At 71.4% G+C, this 17,240-nt stretch carries 15 protein-coding genes and 1 pseudogene; 6 read left to right on the top strand and 10 right to left on the bottom strand.

The genetic code is table 11. The features are described 5' to 3' along the window. Nucleotides 1-73: 73 nt before the first annotated feature. The 5 genes and pseudogenes from QSK39_RS03680 to wsfD form a co-directional block, all read left to right on the top strand. Nucleotides 74-679, top strand: a pseudogene (locus tag QSK39_RS03680) (alpha/beta fold hydrolase); the annotation flags it as partial. Then, nucleotides 679-1,467: a TIGR03619 family F420-dependent LLM class oxidoreductase gene (locus QSK39_RS03685; RefSeq protein ID WP_285476246.1), complete on the top strand. Its 789-nt coding sequence runs from the start codon at nucleotides 679-681 to the stop codon at nucleotides 1,465-1,467. The pseudogene QSK39_RS03680 and the gene QSK39_RS03685, both read left to right, overlap by 1 nt. A gap of 32 nt (nucleotides 1,468-1,499) precedes the next feature. Further along, nucleotides 1,500-2,492, top strand: a complete 993-nt coding sequence (locus tag QSK39_RS03690; RefSeq protein WP_285476247.1) for a glycosyltransferase family 2 protein — start codon at nucleotides 1,500-1,502, stop codon at nucleotides 2,490-2,492. Next, nucleotides 2,489-2,920, top strand: coding sequence for a GtrA family protein (locus tag QSK39_RS03695; protein WP_284744222.1), 432 nt, complete (start codon nucleotides 2,489-2,491; stop codon nucleotides 2,918-2,920). The genes QSK39_RS03690 and QSK39_RS03695 overlap by 4 nt, the downstream gene beginning before the upstream one ends. Before the next feature lie 18 nt (nucleotides 2,921-2,938). Then, nucleotides 2,939-4,402 (top strand): glycan biosynthesis hexose transferase WsfD, encoded by a 1,464-nt coding sequence (wsfD, locus tag QSK39_RS03700; protein ID WP_285476248.1) that lies wholly within the window; start codon nucleotides 2,939-2,941, stop codon nucleotides 4,400-4,402. Nucleotides 4,403-4,560: 158 nt separating this feature from the next. On the opposite strand, the gene QSK39_RS03705 is transcribed toward wsfD, so the two are convergent. Further along, the gene (locus QSK39_RS03705) at nucleotides 4,561-4,983 is read right to left on the bottom strand and encodes a hypothetical protein (RefSeq protein ID WP_285476249.1); all 423 of its coding nucleotides are present in this window, start codon (nucleotides 4,981-4,983) and stop codon (nucleotides 4,561-4,563) included. Further along, nucleotides 4,980-6,098, bottom strand: a complete 1,119-nt coding sequence (locus tag QSK39_RS03710) for a serine hydrolase domain-containing protein (RefSeq protein ID WP_285476250.1) — start codon at nucleotides 6,096-6,098, stop codon at nucleotides 4,980-4,982. The genes QSK39_RS03705 and QSK39_RS03710 overlap by 4 nt, the downstream gene beginning before the upstream one ends. A gap of 116 nt (nucleotides 6,099-6,214) precedes the next feature. Here QSK39_RS03710 and QSK39_RS03715 point away from each other — a divergent pair, with 116 nt between their 5' ends. Then, the gene (locus QSK39_RS03715; protein WP_285476251.1) at nucleotides 6,215-6,871 is read left to right on the top strand and encodes a TetR/AcrR family transcriptional regulator; all 657 of its coding nucleotides are present in this window, start codon (nucleotides 6,215-6,217) and stop codon (nucleotides 6,869-6,871) included. Here the strand turns inward: QSK39_RS03715 and prfA are convergent, their stop codons facing one another. The 8 genes from prfA to argS form a co-directional block, all read right to left on the bottom strand. After that, entirely contained in the window at nucleotides 6,872-7,942 is a 1,071-nt protein-coding gene (prfA, locus tag QSK39_RS03720) for a peptide chain release factor 1 (RefSeq protein WP_285476252.1), read from the bottom strand. It lies immediately after the preceding gene. Nucleotides 7,943-8,014: 72 nt separating this feature from the next. Next, nucleotides 8,015-8,245, bottom strand: coding sequence for a 50S ribosomal protein L31 (gene rpmE, locus QSK39_RS03725; protein ID WP_284744227.1), 231 nt, complete (start codon nucleotides 8,243-8,245; stop codon nucleotides 8,015-8,017). A 182-nt stretch (nucleotides 8,246-8,427) separates the two neighbouring features. Beyond that, a complete protein-coding gene (gene rho, locus QSK39_RS03730) occupies nucleotides 8,428-10,380 on the bottom strand; it encodes a transcription termination factor Rho (RefSeq protein ID WP_285476253.1) in 1,953 nt (650 codons plus the stop codon). Between the two features lie 399 nt (nucleotides 10,381-10,779). Then, nucleotides 10,780-11,667, bottom strand: coding sequence for a homoserine kinase (thrB, locus tag QSK39_RS03735; RefSeq protein ID WP_285476254.1), 888 nt, complete (start codon nucleotides 11,665-11,667; stop codon nucleotides 10,780-10,782). After that, entirely contained in the window at nucleotides 11,664-12,725 is a 1,062-nt protein-coding gene (gene thrC / locus QSK39_RS03740; protein WP_285476255.1) for a threonine synthase, read from the bottom strand. Before thrC ends, thrB begins: the two co-directional genes overlap by 4 nt. Beyond that, nucleotides 12,722-14,035, bottom strand: coding sequence for a homoserine dehydrogenase (locus QSK39_RS03745; protein WP_502873241.1), 1,314 nt, complete (start codon nucleotides 14,033-14,035; stop codon nucleotides 12,722-12,724). Before QSK39_RS03745 ends, thrC begins: the two co-directional genes overlap by 4 nt. A 5-nt stretch (nucleotides 14,036-14,040) precedes the next feature. Continuing rightward, nucleotides 14,041-15,471 (bottom strand): diaminopimelate decarboxylase, encoded by a 1,431-nt coding sequence (lysA, locus tag QSK39_RS03750; RefSeq protein WP_285476256.1) that lies wholly within the window; start codon nucleotides 15,469-15,471, stop codon nucleotides 14,041-14,043. A gap of 3 nt (nucleotides 15,472-15,474) precedes the next feature. Beyond that, nucleotides 15,475-17,136 (bottom strand): arginine--tRNA ligase, encoded by a 1,662-nt coding sequence (argS, locus tag QSK39_RS03755; protein WP_285476257.1) that lies wholly within the window; start codon nucleotides 17,134-17,136, stop codon nucleotides 15,475-15,477. Nucleotides 17,137-17,240: the final 104 nt, after the last annotated feature.

The following is a 17,240-nucleotide window of genomic DNA, read 5'->3' on the forward strand; positions in this document are numbered from 1 at the left end:
ACGTCGCCGGCATGACCGAACATTTCCGCCACGTCGTCCGGGGCACCGGGCCCGGCCCGGCTCCGGCGCGACGCCGCGCAGCGAAACCCCGCTCGACCTGGACGAGGTCGCCGATGAACTGGTCTCGATCGCCGTCGGTGCCGGGCTGGAGCGGTTCGCGATCCTCGGGTACTCGCTCGGGACGGCGGCCGCGGTCCGCGCCACCACCCGGCACCCGGAGCGCGTCACCGACCTGGTCCTGACCAGCGGGTTCGCCCGCCTCGACAACCGGATCCGGCTCGCGGCCGACGTCTGGGCCGCGCTCCTGCACGACGACCCGCGGCTGCTCGCGAAGTTCCTCACGCTCGTCGCGACCGGCGGCCCGCACCTGGAGTCCTGGACGCCGGAGCAGCTGGAACGGGCCGTCGACGGGCTCGCCGCGTTCATCCCGGAAGGCAGCCCCGAGCAGGTCGGCCTGGTCGCGCAGGTCGACACCCGCGCCGAGCTGGCCGCGATCGCCGTGCCCGCGCTCGTCGTCGCGACCACGCTCGACGGGCTCGCCTCCCCCGCGTTGTCGCGCGAGCTGGCCGACGGCATTCCCGGCGCCGGGCTCGTCGAAATCGAAGCCGGCCACAACATCGGCGCCGAAGCCCCTGACGAATGGCTCGCCGCCATCGAAAAGTTCCTCGGAGGTCTCTGATGGACCTGGAAGTCGTGCTCCCGAACGAGCACCCGGACCTGGACCCCGCGCGTCCCGCCGAGCTCGCGCGCCGAGCCGAGGACCTCGGCTACCGCGCCGCCTGGCTGCCCGACCACCTCATCCCGCCCGGTGCATTCGGCGACGTCTTCGGCGGGGTCTACGAGCCCCTGGTCACCCTCGCCCACGTCGCCGCCCGCACGGACCGGATCCGGCTCGGGACGTCGGTGCTGATCGTGCCGCTGCGGGAGCCGTTCGCGCTGGCCAAGCAGGTCGCGACGCTCGACGCGCTTTCCGGGCACCGGTTCGACCTCGGTGTCGGCACCGGCTGGAACGAGCCCGAGTTCGCCGAGGTCGGCGCGGACTTCGGGAGCCGCGGCAAGCGGACCGACGCCACCCTCGACCTGCTCGCCGAGCTCTTTCGCACCGGCCGCGGCCCCGGCGGCGGGTACTTCGAGCCGCGCCCGGCCGGGCCGGTGCCGATCACCGTCGGCGGCAACTCGGACGTCGCGCTGCGCCGGGCCGCGCGGATCGGCTCGGGCTGGATGAGCGCCGGCCTCTCCCCCGAAGAAGTCGGCGAGCGCGCCGGAAAACTCACCGGCATGACAAACGGCCGCGAAACACGGGTCACCGCCAGAATGGAATGGCACGGCGGCGATCTCGGGGCGGCGAAAGCGCGATTCGAGGCGTATATCCTGGCCGGGGCGGACGCGGTGGCCGTCCACTTCGGCCCGGCCGAAGGCTGCGAACAGCGGATGACCACGTTCGCCGAGGCCGTCGCCGGACCCTAGGATGCCCGAGACGCCGACCCCCGGGAGCGCCAGTGCCGACCGAGCCGACCACGCGCCACCGGGTCGCGTTCATCTTCCCCATCTACAACGAGGAAGCGAACATCGACCTGCTGCACCGCACGGTCGACGAGGTCACCGCGCCGCTGGCCGGGCGGTACGACTTCAGCTTCATCTACGTCGACGACGGCAGCCGCGACGCGTCCCTGGAGCGGCTCACCGAGCTGGGGGCGCGCGACGCCCGGGTCACGGTCGTCGAGCTGTCCCGCAACTTCGGGCACCAGATGGCCGTCACCGCCGGGCTCGACCTGGTGGACGCCGACGCCACGATCATCATGGACAGCGACCTGCAGGACCCGCCGCGGGTCGCGCTCGAGCTGCTCGAGAAGTGGGAAGAGGGCTACGAGGTCGTCTACGCGCAGCGCCGGTCGCGCCGGGATTCGCCGTTCAAGCGGTTCACCGCGAGCGCGTTCTACTGGTTCCTGCAGAAGATGGCCGCGGTCGAGATCCCGAAGAACACCGGCGACTTCCGGCTGGTCGACCGCAAGGTCGTCGACGAGCTGCGCAAGTACCGCGAGCGCGACCGGTTCCTGCGCGGCCTCGTCAGCTACGTCGGGTTCAAGCAGACGGCGGTGCTGTTCGACCGCGACCAGCGCCACGCCGGCGTCACCGGCTACCCGCTGACGAAGATGCTGCGCTTCGCCGCCGACGGCATCCTCGGGTTCTCGACCACGCCGCTGCGGATGATCACGCGGATGGGGTACCTGATCTCGCTGCTGAGCTTCCTCGGCGTGCTCTACGTCGTCGGCGTGAAGCTGTTCGCGCCGGAGACGGCGGTGCCCGGCTGGGCGTTCATCACCATCGCGATGTTCTTCCTCGGCGGCATCCAGATCATCATGCTGGGCGTGCTGGGCAGCTACATCGGCCGCACGTACTCGCAGGTCCAGAACCGGCCGCTGTACACGGTGGCCTCGGTGCGCACCGGCGTCCCCGAGACCGCCCAGGACAACCGGAGCGCCGCCCGATGAGGTTCGTCACGGCCACGCAGGTGCGCTTCGGGATCGTCGGGATCGGCAACACGCTCGTCGACGCGCTGGGCTACGCGCTGCTCGCGACGCTGGGCGTGCCGACGTTCGTCGCCAACTTCCTCTCCACGACGGCGGGCATGCTGCTGTCGTTCACGCTGAACCGGAACTTCACGTTCCGGGCGAAGGACGGCGACATCCGGAAGCAGGCGCTGCTGTTCTTCGGGGTGACGGCGTTCGGGCTCTGGGTGGTCCAGTTCGGCGTCATCACGCTGGTGAGCCGCCTGTTCCCGGGCATCAACCTGCTGGTGCCGAAGGGTGCGGCGATCGTCGTCGGACTGTTCTGGAACTACCTGCTCTACCACTACGTGGTCTTCCGGCACCGGCCCGTTTCGCCCGTTCCCGGTGCAGCGCCCGCCGACTCTGCGTGATCTCGTACGCTGTTCCGAGTGCGATTCCGTGAACTCCGCTTCGGCTTGGGCGTCTTCGTCCTTTCCCTGGGCGTCCTGCTGGTCCGGTTCCTCGTGCCGAGGCCGGTCGGGATGGCGGACAACGGCGACGGCTGGCGCCTGCTGTGCGACCTCGGCGGCCGGCACCCGGAGCTCAGCTCCGAGTTCTACGTGCACTTCAGCTACGGGCCGGGGTCGGCCTGCAAGAGCGACTACATCTCGAGCCAGGCGTGGCTCGACTGGTTCGCGAGCAAGCTGGGCAAGGTGCTCGGCTCGTCGGCGGAGCTCAACCTGCTGGTGCTCGGCGCGATCACGTGCGTGCTGGTCGCGGCCGGCATCGCGGCGACGGTCCTCGGCCTGGAGCTGAGTCGCCGCAACCAGGTCGTCGCGGCCGTGTTGCTGCTGCTCGTGATGGCCGATTCGGCGTTCTTCGGCTACTTCGCCTCGGTGCTCAGCGAGGGTGCCGGGTTCGTCGGGATGCTGCTGATGGCGGGCGGCCTGCTGCTGATGAACCGCACGGGCGCGGCGCGGTACTGGGGTGCCGCGCTGACCGTGGTGGGCGCGCTGATCGGCATCAACGCGAAGTCGCAGACGCTGCTGCTGATCCCGCTGTTCGTGGTGGCGCTGGCGCTGCTCCGGCCGCTGGGCAAGCGCGGCTGGGGCCGGTGGCTGCTGCCGCTGGGCGTGCTGGTGGTCGTGGGCGCGGGGACGGCGGCGGTGCAGTCCCACGGCGACCCGGCCAACGCCGAGTACCGCGAAGCGAACATGTACCACGTGGTGTTCGACAGCATCGTGGACGGCAAGCACGACACGGACGCCGACCTCGCGGCGCTGGGCCTGCCCCAGAGCGCGAAGAAGTTCATCGGTACGGGCTGGTGGGCGGCGCACCCGTGGACGGACGCGGACTACAACGGCTTCCGCGACAAGATCAGCCGCCGCAACGTCGTGCAGTACTACGCGTCCCACCCGGCGCGCACGGTCCAGATCCTCCAGCAGGGCGCGGTCGACACCCTGACGGCGCGCCCGTCCCGGCTGGGCAGCTTCGCCGAGTCGGCCGGGTTCCCGAAGATGGCCCAGGAGTACCGCGTGCCGGTGTTCTCCGGACTGTCCGCGCTGGCCGCATCGCTGGGGCTGTTCGTGCTGGTGCCGTTCTGGCTGCTGATCGGCTGGGCGGGGGTCCGCGCGTTCCGGCGCCGCGCGCGCGAGTACGGCGTCGTAGTGTTCTTCCTGCTGTTGTTCGCGGTGGGCCAGTTCGGGCTGTCCGCGCTGGGCGAGGGCGTCGAGGGCGTGAAGCACCAGCTGCTGACGCTGTTCCCGACGTTCCTGGCGTTCGCGTTCGCGGTGCTGAGCTTCTTCCCGCGCCCGCCCCGGCCGGTGGCGGAGGAAGCCGCCGCTTCCGACGAGGAGCCGGTGACCGAGGTCTTCGACGCCTTCAAGGAACCGGAGCAGCCCGCCGTCCGCTGACGACGCCGTGTCGACCCTCAGATCACGCGTGTCGACCCCGCAATCACGCGTGTCGGCGCCCGGATCACGGCGCGGCCCCGCCGGTGGTGTGCGGGAAGGGTCGACACGCGTGATCAGGAAGCCGACACGCGTGATTGGGGAGTCGACACGGCGTGCTGTCACGCCGGGCGGGGCCTCGTCCACAGCCAGGCGACCGCCAGGACTCCGGCCAGGCAGGGCACCAGCCCGGCCCAGCCCAGTGCCGGTGGCAGGCCGGTGTCGCCGGACGTGTCCCGGATGAGCAGCCCGGTCAGGGCCACGCTCACGCCGAGCACGAGCCCCACCGTCGCGGTCGCGCGGGCCCACCGCCTGCCTGCCCTCACCGCCAGGATCGTCGCGAGCCACAACAGCGCGCCCAGACCGCCCACGACCGACAGCACGACCTGGTAGGTGGCGACGGCCGAGCCGATCTGCGCCGGCGTGTAGCCGGGATAACCGGCGCGCAGGTGGTCGGCCAGCAAGCCGGCGGCCGCGAACGGGACCACCGCCGCCAAGACCGTCAGGACGAGCCCGGCCCGCAGCGCCCGGAGTGTCGCGGTCATCCGTACATCGCCACCTGCTGGAACGCCGCGAGCGCCCGGTCGATCGGGTGCGGCTGCGGCGCACCCGCGGGGTCGAGCCGGTTCCACCGCTGCAAGTTCATCGCGACCGCCAGCTGCCGCTCGCCGTCGGCGCGGATCGCGGCGAGCGCGCCACCACCCCAGACCGTGCCGCCGTGGCCCCAGAACCTCGCCTGGCCCGGCGCCTCCACCGGGTGCAGGCCGAGGCCGTAGTCGATCAGCTTGCCCTCCTGAGAGATCACCCGGACCGTGCGCCGCATCTGCTCGAGTGACGTCCGGCTGACGACCTCGCCCGCGTGCAGCAGGCGGTAGAACCGGTTGAGGTCCGCGACCGTCGAGACCAGCGAAGCCGACGGCCCCACCCACGACATGTCGAAGACGCTGTAGTCGCGCGGCGGGTCGATCATGCCGAACCACGACTCGTACAGCCGCGAGTGCGGCCCGTCGACGTGCGTCCCCTCCGGGAATCCGGTGTGCCGGAGGCCGGCGCGCTCGATGACGTCCTGGGTGATGTGCTTCTCGGCCGCCGTGCCGGTGACGTGCTCCAGGAGCTGGCCCAGGAGCAGGTAGCCGGTGTTCGAGTACAGCCCCGGCGCGCCACCCGGGGTGCCGACGGCCGGCGCGGCGACCCCCATCCCGATCAGGTCGACGGGGTCGAAGTGCGTGAACCGGTGGTCGTCGAAGCTCTCGGGTCCGGTCTTCGCCAGGTCGGGGAACGCTCTGAGCGAGGGATAGGCGTACGGCAGGTATTCGGCGAGCCCGCTGGTGTGGTCGAGCAGCATCCGGACGGTGATCGCGTCCCCGCGTTCGCCGGGGACCAGCCGCGGCAGGTAGTGGCCGATCGGAGTGTCGAGCCCGATCTCGCCGTTCTCGACCTGCCGCAGCACCGCGGCGGCGGTGAAGGTCTTCGTGATGCTGCCGACGCGGTGCCGCAGGTCCGCGGTGACCGGACGGCCGGTCTCGACGTCGGCGACCCCGGCGGCACCGCGCCAGACGTCGTCACCCGCCCTGACCTCGGCGAACAGGCCCGGCATCCCGGCTCGGCAGACGTTCTCGAGGGCGGCGTCCAGTTCGGTGTGGTCCAGTGATTTCGGCACAACGGTGTCCTTCCTCCATGGGAGCGAGCTCCCCCCAGTCATGTGTCCTCATTATGCACGCACCGCGTGCAACAGCAAGTGCATAAGCTAGACTGACGTCGGACGAGAGGGGCACGATGACAGGCCGAAGGCGCTGGTCGACCGAAGAAATCCTGGACACGGCAGCGGAGCTCCTGCGCACCGGCGACGCGGAGTCGTTCAGCGTGCGCAAGCTCGCCGCGGCGCTCGGGACCGACTCGTCGAGCCTGTACCGGCACTTCCGCAACAAGACCGAGCTGCTGCGCGCGGTCGCCGACCGGATCCTGGTGTCCGCGATGGACGGCTACCGTCCCGAGGGCGACTGGAAGCAGCGCCTCACCGCCACGGCGTTGCGCTTGCGGGAGGCCTTCGGCCAACATCCGCAGATCGCCGCGATCTGGGGCCGCTACGCGTCAGGCGGCGCCGGGTCTCGGCTCGTCATGGAAGAGGTGCTGCAGGCCCTGCGCACGTCCGGGCTGCCCGACGAAGAAATCCCGGCGCGCTACCACCGGCTCGCGATCCTCATCGCCGCGTTGATCGCCTCCGAGGCCGGGGTCAGCACCGTCACCCCCACCGAGCACGAGCAGGGCATGGAACAGTTCCGCGTCGCGGTGCTGGGCGCCGACCCCGAGCGCTTCCCGGTCTTGTCCCACTTCGCGCGCGAAGTGCGCCCGCTCGGGGCGGACCGCCGCGCCGCGTTCGAAGAGCTGCTCGCCGCCCAGCTCGCTCAAATCGAGGCCGGGATCCCGCGCTAGTCAGCCGGCGGAAAGGGCCAGGCGCTCTTCACGGTCGGCCGTCGCCAGCGCGTCCAGGACGCCGTCCAGGTCCCCGTCGAGGACCTGGTCCAGGTTGTACGCCTTGTAGTTCACCCGGTGGTCCGAGATGCGGTTCTCCGGGAAGTTGTACGTCCGGATCCGCTCCGACCGGTCGACCGTGCGGACCTGCGACTTGCGGGCGTCGGACGCCTTCGCCGCCGCCTCCTCCTCCGCGATCGCCTGGAGCCGGGCCTGCAGCACCTGCAGCGCCCGCGCGCGGTTCTGGATCTGGGACTTCTCGTTCTGGCACGACACCACGATGCCCGTCGGCAGGTGGGTGATCCGGACCGCCGAGTCGGTCGTGTTGACGCTCTGGCCACCCGGGCCAGACGACCGGAACACGTCGATGCGCAGGTCGTTCGGGTCGATCTCGACCTCGACCTCCTCCGGCTCCGGGTAGATCAGCACCCCGGACGCCGACGTGTGGATCCGGCCCTGCGACTCGGTCGCCGGCACGCGCTGCACGCGGTGCACGCCGCCCTCGAACTTCAGGCGGGACCAGACGCCGTCGACGACCGCCGACTTCGTCTTGATCGAGAGCGTGACGTCCTTGAAGCCGCCCAGGTCGGAGTCCACCGAGTCGAGGACCTCGGCCTTCCAGCCGTGCCGCTCGGCGTAGCGCAGGTACATCCGCAGCAGGTCGCCGGCGAACAGGGCCGACTCCTCGCCGCCCTCACCGGACTTGATCTCCATCACGACGTCGGAGCCGTCGTACGGGTCGCGCGGCAGCAGCAGCTCGGTGAGCTTCGACTCGAGGTCGGGGATCCGCGCGCTCAGCTCCTCGGCTTCCGCGGCGAACTCCGCGTCCTCCGAGGCCATCTCCTTCGCGGCCGCGAGGTCGTCGCGGACGGTGTCGAGCTCGTGGACGGCACGCACCACCGGCGTCAGCTCCGCGTAGCGGCGGCCGAGCTTGCGGGCGCGCGCCTGGTCGGCGTGCACCGCCGGGTCCGCGAGCTGGGACTCCAGCTCCGCGTGTTCGGCGAGCAACCCCTTGAGCGAGCTCGAGTCCACCTGTGCCACCTCTCCGGTTCAAGACAAACAACGGCGCCCACCCGCGCGTGCGGGTGGGCGCCGTGGAAAAAGCTACTTGGCGTCGGCGTCCTTCTTCTGACGCTTGCCGTAGCGAGCCTCGAAGCGCGCGACCCGGCCACCGGTGTCCATGATCTTCTGCTTGCCCGTGTAGAACGGGTGGCAGTTCGAGCAGATCTCGACGTGGATGTCGCCGCTGGTCTTGGTGCTGCGCGTGGTGAAGCTGTTGCCGCAGTCGCAGTTCACGTTCGTGACCACGTACTCGGGGTGAATACCGCTCTTCATGGTGTCCTCTCTCGTTGGCTCCGGGTCCCCAGTCGTTCTCGCGGGGTGAACCGGCGCCGGACTTCAGCGGGTAATTCTGCCAGACAGGCTGACGGTGACTGGAACGCACCCCGCTGACCTGGTATTCCGAACGTGCCGGAGGCCTCCCCGCGGCGAAGCGGGGAGGCCTCCGATGAGCACGTTCAGTCGTCTTCGCCGCCGCCGAGGGCGGTCTTCGAGACCTGCATCAGGAACTCGACGTTCGTCTTCGTCTTGCGCAGCCGCGAGATCAGCAGGTCGATGGCCTGCTGCGAGTCGAGCGCGTGCAGCACCCGGCTCAGCTTCACGGTGACCGCCAGCTCGTCCGGCGAGAGCAGCAGCTCGTCCTTGCGAGTACCCGACGGGTTGACGTCGACGGCCGGGAACACCCGGCGCTCGGCGATCTTGCGGTCGAGCTTGAGCTCCGCGTTGCCGGTGCCCTTGAACTCTTCGAAGATGACCGTGTCCATCGTCGAACCGGTCTCGACCATCGCCGTGGCGAAGATGGTCAGCGAGCCGCCGTTCTCGATGTTGCGCGCCGCACCCAGGAACCGCTTCGGCGGGTACAGCGCGGTCGAGTCGACACCACCGGACAGGATCCGGCCGGACGCCGGGGCCGCCAGGTTGTACGCACGCCCGAGCCGCGTGATCGAGTCGAGCAGCACGACGACGTCGTGGCCCATCTCGACCAGGCGCTTGGCCCGCTCGATCGACAGCTCCGCGACCGACGTGTGGTCGGACGGCGGCCGGTCGAAGGTCGAGGCGATGACCTCGCCCTTCACCGAGCGCTGCATGTCGGTGACCTCTTCCGGACGCTCGTCGACCAGGACGACCATCAGGTGGCACTCGGGGTTGTTCGTGGAGATCGCGTTCGCGATGTCCTGCATGATCGTGGTCTTACCGGCCTTCGGCGGCGACACGATCAGGGCGCGCTGCCCCTTGCCGACCGGCATGATCAGGTCGATCACGCGGGTCGTGAGCTTGTGCGACTCGGTCTCGAGGCGCAGCCGCTCGTTCGGGTACAGCGGGGTCAGCTTGGTGAAGTCCGGACGCCGCTTGGCCTCGTCCGGCTCCAGCCCGTTGATCGAGTCGACGCGCACCAGCGGGTTGAACTTCTGCCGCTGCTGCTCGCCCTCGCGCGGCTGGCGCACGACGCCGGTGATGGCGTCACCGCGGCGCAGGCCGTACTTGCGGACCAGCGACAGCGAGACGTACACGTCGTTCGGGCCGGCGAGGTAGCCGGAAGTGCGCACGAACGCGTAGTTGTCGAGCACGTCCAGGATGCCCGCGACGGGCAGCAGGACGTCGTCCTCGCGGATCTCGGTGTCCGGCGAACCGGCCTCACGCTGGCCACCGCCACTGCCCCGGCGACGGCGGTCGCGGAAGCGACGGCCGCGACGGCCGCCCTCTTCGTCGTCGTCCGGCTGCTGGGAGCGGTTGTCCTGGCCGCCGCGGTTGCCACCGTCCTGCTGGTTGCGCTGGCGGTTGCCGTCCTGGCGGTTGTCGCCCCGGCCGCCGCCCTGGCGCTGCTGGTCGCGGTTGTTCCCGCCACCGCTCTGGCCCTGCTGGCGGTCACCCTGCTGGCGGTCGCCGCCGCCTTGGCGGTCACCGCCGCCCTGGCCGTCGGGCGCACCGGCGGCCCGGTTCGAGCCACGACGACGCCGGCCGCGGCCGCCCTCCTCGGGCTGGCCGTCCTGGCCCTGCTGGCCGTCCTGCTTGTCCTGCTGCGGGCGCTCCTGCGGCGGAGCGTCCACCGCCGGCGCGCTCGCCACCGGGGCCTCGGCCTTCGGCTCCGGCTTGGTCTCGGCCGGCGCCGCGGGCGCCTCGGCCTTCGGCTCCCGCTTCGGGGCCTTGACCGGCTCGCCGACGCCCTCCAGCGGCAGGGTCTCGGCAGCCGCACGCTTGCGAGACTTGCCCTGACGCTCACGGATCGCGGCGATCAGATCGCCCTTGCGCATGCCCGTCGTCTCACCGACGCCGAGCTCCCCAGCCAGCGAACGCAGTTCCGCCACGGTCTTCCCGGTCAACCCGCCGACCGTCTTCTTGGGAGCGGGGGTGGTGCCGTTCGACTCCGCGGCGCTGCTACCCACGTCGCTCAAAAGATCGGTGTTGCTCACACATGTCCTTCCTGACCGATCCACGCCTCCAGGCGGATCAGCGGACTGCCGCTCGCTTCTGATCGCGAACCGGCGTATCTGCCCCCCGATACGGGAGATGAGCTCTTCGGCCGTGCGAAACACAGCTGGAGCGCCTCCACCACAGGGGTTTGCGTCCTCCATTCGGAGGACACGGAATTCGGCACCGCCGAAACCGGAAACCCGCCTACGTTCCTCCGCGTTACCCCGCTTGCCAGGCGGTGCGGATTCGGCGGATCAACGAAGGATGCGATCCGGGGACCGGCATCGGGTGCGGAAACGCACGGTGATCGAACGCCCCCGAGGGTAGACCGCGGCGGTGCCGGGTGCAACAACCACCCCCCGCGTGGCGGGCAGGGCTGCGGCCACGTGACCCAGCCTTTACTGAGCCGCAACCTGCACACCCGTGAGATCAACGGGCAGCTCGAAGACGTCGAAACCTGCAACGTCGATCCCCGGCGGCAGTATTCCCGTCGTGGTCAGCGCGAGCACCGTGGGACCCGCGCCGGAGACGGCGGCCGCGACTCCGCGTGCACGCAGCGTCGCCACCAGCTCGCCGCTCGCCGGGTACGCGGGGGCCCGGTAGTGCTGGTGCAGGCGGTCTTCGGTGGCCGCGAGCAGCAGCTCCGGCTTCGCCGTCAGTGCGTGCACGGCGAGCGCGGCGCGGCCGGCGCTGTGCGCGGCGTCGGCGTGCGGCACGGTCGCCGGCAGCAGGCCGCGCGTGGTCGCGGTGGCCGAGCGCACCGACGGCACCGCCACGACCGGCCGGATCGACGCGTGCGGCGGCAGCCGCTCGGCGCGGAACTCCGCCCCTTCGCACCAGGCCAGGACGAGCCCGCCGAACAGGCTCGCCGCGGCGTTGTCGGCGTGGCCTTCGAAGCCGGCGGCCAGCTGCAGCGCGGCGAAGTCGTCGAGCTCCCGGCCCGCCAGCGCGTACCCGGCGGCGACCCCGGACACCACCGCGGCCGCCGACGAGCCGAGCCCGCGCGCGTGCGGGATCGCGTTGTAGCAGCGCAGGTGCAGGCCCGGCGGCTCGATGCCGAGGTGCGCGCAGGTCCGCCGGATGGCCCGCACGACGAGGTGAGTCTCGTCGGTGGGGACGTCCTCGACCCCGCCCGCACCGGCGTCGATGACCTCGACCTTGAGCCCGGTGTCGAGCACCCGCACCTCGACGACGTCGTACAGGCCCAGTGCCATGCCGAAGGCGTCGAAGCCGGGCCCGAGGTTCGCCGTCGACGCCGGGACGGTGACCTTGAACGCGCTGGTCATCGCAGGTCCAGTGCCGCCGCGACCGCCGTGGGGTCCACCGCGAGGGGTTCGACCTCGACGTTGCCCGCCAGGGCCGTCTGCGGGTCCTTCAGGCCGTGGCCCGTGACGGTGCAGACGACGCGCGACCCGCGGGGCAGCCGTCCGTCCGCGGCCGTGGCCAGCAGGCCGGCCACGCTGGTGGCCGACGCCGGCTCGACGAACACGCCCTCGCGCCCGGCCAGCAGCCGGTACGCCTCGAGGATCTTCTCGTCGGTGACGGCTTCGAAGAGCCCGTCGGAGGCGTCCTTCGCCTTCACCGCGGCGGTCCACGACGCGGGGCTGCCGATCCGGATCGCGGTCGCGACCGTTTCCGGGTCCGCCACCGGCTCGCCGTGCACCAGCGGCGCCGCGCCGGCCGCCTGGAAGCCGAACATCCGCGGCGTGTTCTTCACCACATCGTCGGCCGCGTACTCCGAATACCCCGCCCAGTAGGCGGTGATGTTGCCCGCGTTGCCGACCGGCAGGCAGTGGATGTCCGGCGCCGCGCCGAGCGCGTCGCAGATTTCGAAGGCCGCGGTCTTCTGCCCGGCGATGCGCACCGGGTTGACCGAGTTGACCAGGGTGACCGGGTAGTCGGCCGCGGTCTTGCGGGCCAGTTCGAGGCAGTCGTCGAAGTTGCCGTCGACCTGCAGGATCCGCGCGCCGTGCAGCACGGCCTGGGCGAGCTTGCCCAGTGCGATCTTGCCCTGGGGCACCAGCACGGCGCAGGTGAGGCCGGCGCGGGCGGCGTAGGCCGCGGCCGAGGCGGACGTGTTGCCGGTCGACGCGCAGATCACCGCTTTGAGCCCGCTCGCGAGCGCGTGCGTGATGGCCACGGTCATCCCGCGGTCCTTGAACGAGCCCGTCGGGTTGGCGCCTTCGACCTTGAGGTGGACCTCGCAGCCGGTCAGCTCGGACAGGTGCCGCGCGGGCAGCAGCGGCGTGTTGCCTTCCCCGAGCGTGACGACCTGCGCCCCGTCCGGGACCGGGACGCGATCCCGGTACGCCTCGATGATTCCCGGCCAGGGCTGGCTGATCACTGGTCTTCGCCTTCCACCCGCATGACACTGACGACCTCGTGGACGACGTCGAGCTTCGCGATCTCGTCCACAGTGGACTGCAGGGCCGCGTCCGGGGCCTGGTGGGTCACCACGACCAGGCTCGCGCGGTCGCCGACGTCGCTCTGCCGCACGGCCGCGATGCTCACGCCGTGCCCGGCGAACGCCTGCGCCACCTGGGCGAGCACGCCGGCGCGGTCGGCCACGGAAAGGCTTACGTGGTACCGGGTCGGCGTCTGGCCCATCGGCCGCACCGGCAGCGCCGCGTGCGCGGACTCGCGCGGGCCGCGGCCGCCGGCCACCAGGTTGCGGGCCACCGCGACGAGGTCGCCGAGCACCGCGCTCGCGGTCGGCGCGCCACCCGCGCCCTGGCCGTAGAACATCAGCTCGCCGGCGGCGTCGGCCTCGACGTAGACGGCGTTGAACGCACCGCCCACCCCGGCCAGCTGGTGGCTGCGCGGGATCATCACCGGGTGCACGCGGGCGGACACCGACTCGACGCCGTCGTCGTCGGTCACGCGCTCGCAGATCGCCAGGAGCTTGACCGTGCGGCCGAGCATCCGGGCCGCGCCGAGGTCGGCGGCGGTGACGTCGGCGATGCCCTCGCGGTGCACGTCCGAAGCCGTCACGCGGGTGTGGAAGGCCAGCGACGCGAGGATCGCGGCCTTCGACGCGGCGTCGTAGCCGTCGACGTCGGCGGTCGGGTCGGCCTCGGCGTACCCGAGGCGGCTGGCCTCGTCGAGCGTCTCCGCGTAGCCGGCGCCGGTGGAGTCCATCGCGGACAGGATGTAGTTCGTGGTGCCGTTGACGATGCCCATCACGCGCGTGATCCGGTCGCCCGCGAGGGATTCGCGCAGCGGGCGCAGCAGCGGGATGGCGCCGGCGACCGCGGCCTCGAAGTAGAGGTCGGCGCCCGCGGCGTCGGCCGCCTCGAACAGGTCGGCGGAGTGCTCGGCGAGCAGGGCCTTGTTCGCCGTGACGACGGACTTCCCGGCCTTCAGCGCGGCGAGCAGCCAGCCGCGCACCGGCTCGATGCCGCCGACCAGCTCGACCACGACGTCGACGTCGTCGCTCGTCACTAGCGTCTCCGCATCGGCGGTCAGCAGCTCCGGCGGCAGCTCGGGGTGCTTGTCCGGGCGGCGGACGGCGATGCCGGCCAGCTCGACCGGCACGCCGGCCCGCGCGGCCAGCTCACCGGCCTGCTCGGTGAGCAGCCGGGCGACCTCGCCGCCGACGGTCCCGCAGCCGAGCAGGGCGACCTTGACGGCTCGCCTTTCCTCTGGGGCAGCCACAGTGTTCAGACCTCCAGGCGCAGCATGTCGTCGGTCGTCTCGCGCCGCAGCAGCAGCCGGGAGCCGCCGTTGCGCACGGCGACCACGGCCGGGCGCGGCTGCCGGTTGTACGTGCTCGCCATCGAGTAGCAGTAGGCACCGGTCGCCGCGACCGCCAGCAGGTCGCCGGGAGCCAGCGTGTCGGGCAACCAGCAGTCTCGTACGACGATGTCGCCGGACTCACAGTGTTTTCCCACGACCCGGGACAGCACGGCCTGCACCGGCTGCTCGTTGTCGCCCGCGGACCGGGAAACCACCCGGACGTCGTACACCGCGTCGTAGAGCGCGGTCCGGATGTTGTCGCTCATCCCGCCGTCGACGCTGACGTACCGGCGCGACAGGTCGTCACCGAGCGAGACGTCCTTGATGGTGCCGACCTCGTAGAGCGTGACCGTGCCGGGACCGGCGATGGCGCGGCCGGGCTCGCCGGCGATGCGCGGCACCGGCAGGCCCGCGTACGCGCACTCCTTGCGGACGATCTCGCGGATCTGCGTGATCATCTGCGCCGGCGGCGGCGGGTTGTCCTTTTCGGTGTAGGCGATGCCGAAGCCGCCGCCGAGGTCGACCAGGCTCAGCTGGTCGAGCAGCTCGGGGCCGTGCTCCTTGGCGAGGTCGGCGAGCAGCCCGACGACGCGGCGGGCCGCGACCTCGAAGCCGTCGGCGTCGAAGATCTGCGAGCCGATGTGGCTGTGCAGGCCGACGAGCTTGAGCGAACGCGCGTTGAGCACCCGGCGCACCGCCTCGGCCGCGTCGCCGGAAGCCAGCGAGAACCCGAACTTCTGGTCCTCGTGGGCGGTCGCGATGAACTCGTGGGTGTGCGCCTCGACGCCGACGGTGACCCGGATGAGCACCGCCTGCACGACGTCGTGGCGCGCGGCGAGGTCGGCCAGCCGGGCGATCTCGAAGTACGAGTCGAGCACGATCGTGCCGACGCCGGCGACGACCGCGGCTTCGAGCTCCGCGGGCGACTTGTTGTTGCCGTGGAAGGTGATCCGCTCGGCCGGGAAGTTCGCGCGCTGCGCCACGGCGAGCTCGCCGCCGCTGCAGACGTCGAGGCTCAGCCCCTGCTCGGCCACCCAGCGGGCGATCTCGATGGACAGGAACGCCTTCGACGCGTAGTGCACCAGCGACGGGTCGTCGAACGCCTCGGCGTAGTCCGCGCAGCGGGACTTGAAGTCGGCCTCGTCGACCACGAACAGGGGCGTGCCGTGCTTCTCGGCGAGCTCGCGGACGTCGACCCCGGCGATCCGCACGACGCCGTCGGCGGCGCGGAAGGTGTTGCGGGGCCACACCTTCGCCGGCAGCTTGTCGAGCTCCTCGACCCCCGACGGCTGGAGCCCGGAGGTGTCGGCGTGGGGGTAGACGTCGGCGTGCCTGGGGCCCGCGGGGTGAGCCATGGGTTACATCCGTTCCGGAGCAGAAACACCGACCAGCGCGAGGCCGTTGGCGAGCACCACGCGCGCCGCCTCGCAAAGCGCCACCCGGGCGTGGTTGGCCGGCGTGGCCTCCTCGTCGCCCTTGGGCAGCACGCGGGCCTCGCGGACCGCGTAGAACTTGTGGAGCGCGCCCGCCAGCTCCTCCAGGTAGCGCGCGACCCGGTGCGGTTCCCGCATTTCGGCGGCGCGGCGCACCGTTTCGGGGAACTCGCCGATCGTGCGGATCAGGTCGCCCTCGACCGGCAGCGTCAGCAGGCCCAGGTCGACGTCCCCAGTGGACTTGAGGCCGAGGTCGCTCGCGCCGCGCAGCATCGTGCACAGGCGCGCGTGGGCGTACTGGACGTAGTAGACGGGGTTGTCGTTGGAGTGCTTGCGCAGCAGGTCCAGGTCGACGTCCAAAGTGGAGTCGACGGAGTACCGGATCAGCTCGTAGCGGGCCGGGTCGACGCCGACGGCCTCGACGAGGTCCTCCATGGTGATCACGGTGCCCGCGCGCTTGGACATCCGCACCGGCTTGCCGTCGCTGACCAGGTTGACCATCTGGCCGATCAGGACCTCGACCGTCGCGGGGTCGTCACCGAACGCGGCGGCCGCGGCCTTGAGGCGGGCGGTGTAGCCGTGGTGGTCCGCGCCGAGCATGTAGATGCAGAGGTCGAAGCCGCGGTTGCGCTTGTCCTTGAAGTAGGCCAGGTCGCCGGCGATGTAGGCCGGGTTGCCGTCCTGCTTGATGACGACGCGGTCCTTGTCGTCGCCGTACTCCGACGACTTCAGCCACCAGGCGCCGTCGGCGAAGTAGAGGTTCCCGGAGTCCTTCAGCTGCTGGACGGCGGCGTCGACCGCGCCCGACTCGTGCAGCGAGTTCTCGTGGAAGAAGACGTCGAAGTCGGTGCCGAACTCGTGCAGGCTGTCCTTGATCTCGGTGAACATCAGCTCGATGCCGATCCGGCGGAACGTCTCGTGCCGCTGCTCCTCCGGCAGCGACAGCGCGCTCGGCTCGGCCTTGATGACCTCGGCGGCGATGTCGTTGATGTAGCCGCCCGCGTAGCCGTCCTCCGGCGCGGGCTCGCCCTTCGCGGCGGCGATCAGGGACCGGACGAACCGGTCGATCTGGGCACCGGCGTCGTTGAAGTAGTACTCGCGGGTGACTTCGCCGCCCTGCGCGCCCAGCACGCGGCCCAGCGCGTCGCCGACCGCGGCCCAGCGGGTGCCGCCCAGGTGGATCGGGCCGGTCGGGTTCGCCGAGACGAACTCGAGGTTGATCTTCGTGCCGGCCAGCGCGTCCCCGCGGCCGAACGCGGCGCCGGCCTCGAGCACCTGGCGCACGATGTCGCCCTGCGCGGCCGCGGCGAGCCGGAAGTTGAGGAAGCCGGGGCCGGCCACCTCGGCGGAGTCGACGCCGTCGTCCGCCGAGACCGCTTCGGCGAGCGCCTCGGCGAAGTCGCGCGGCTTCAGCCCGGCCTTCTTGGCGACCTGGAGGGCGAGGTTCGTCGCGTAGTCGCCGTGGTCGGGGTTGCGCGGGCGTTCGATGGTCACCTGCTCCGGCAGCACGGCGTCGTCGATGCCGCGTGCGGCGAGCACCTGCACGGCGGAGCTGCGGACCAGGTCGGCGAGAGCGGCGGGAGTCACTCCGCGAATTCTAGGTGTGCCCAGGTCGGGCGCTCGCATCGGTCTCGGCCACGTCACGGCGGGCATCCCCGTGAGGCGTTAACGGTGATCAGACGGCCGGTCTC

This window comes from Amycolatopsis sp. NBRC 101858, from assembly GCF_030269325.1.
GTDB classification, from domain to species: domain Bacteria; phylum Actinomycetota; class Actinomycetes; order Mycobacteriales; family Pseudonocardiaceae; genus Amycolatopsis; species Amycolatopsis ponsaeliensis.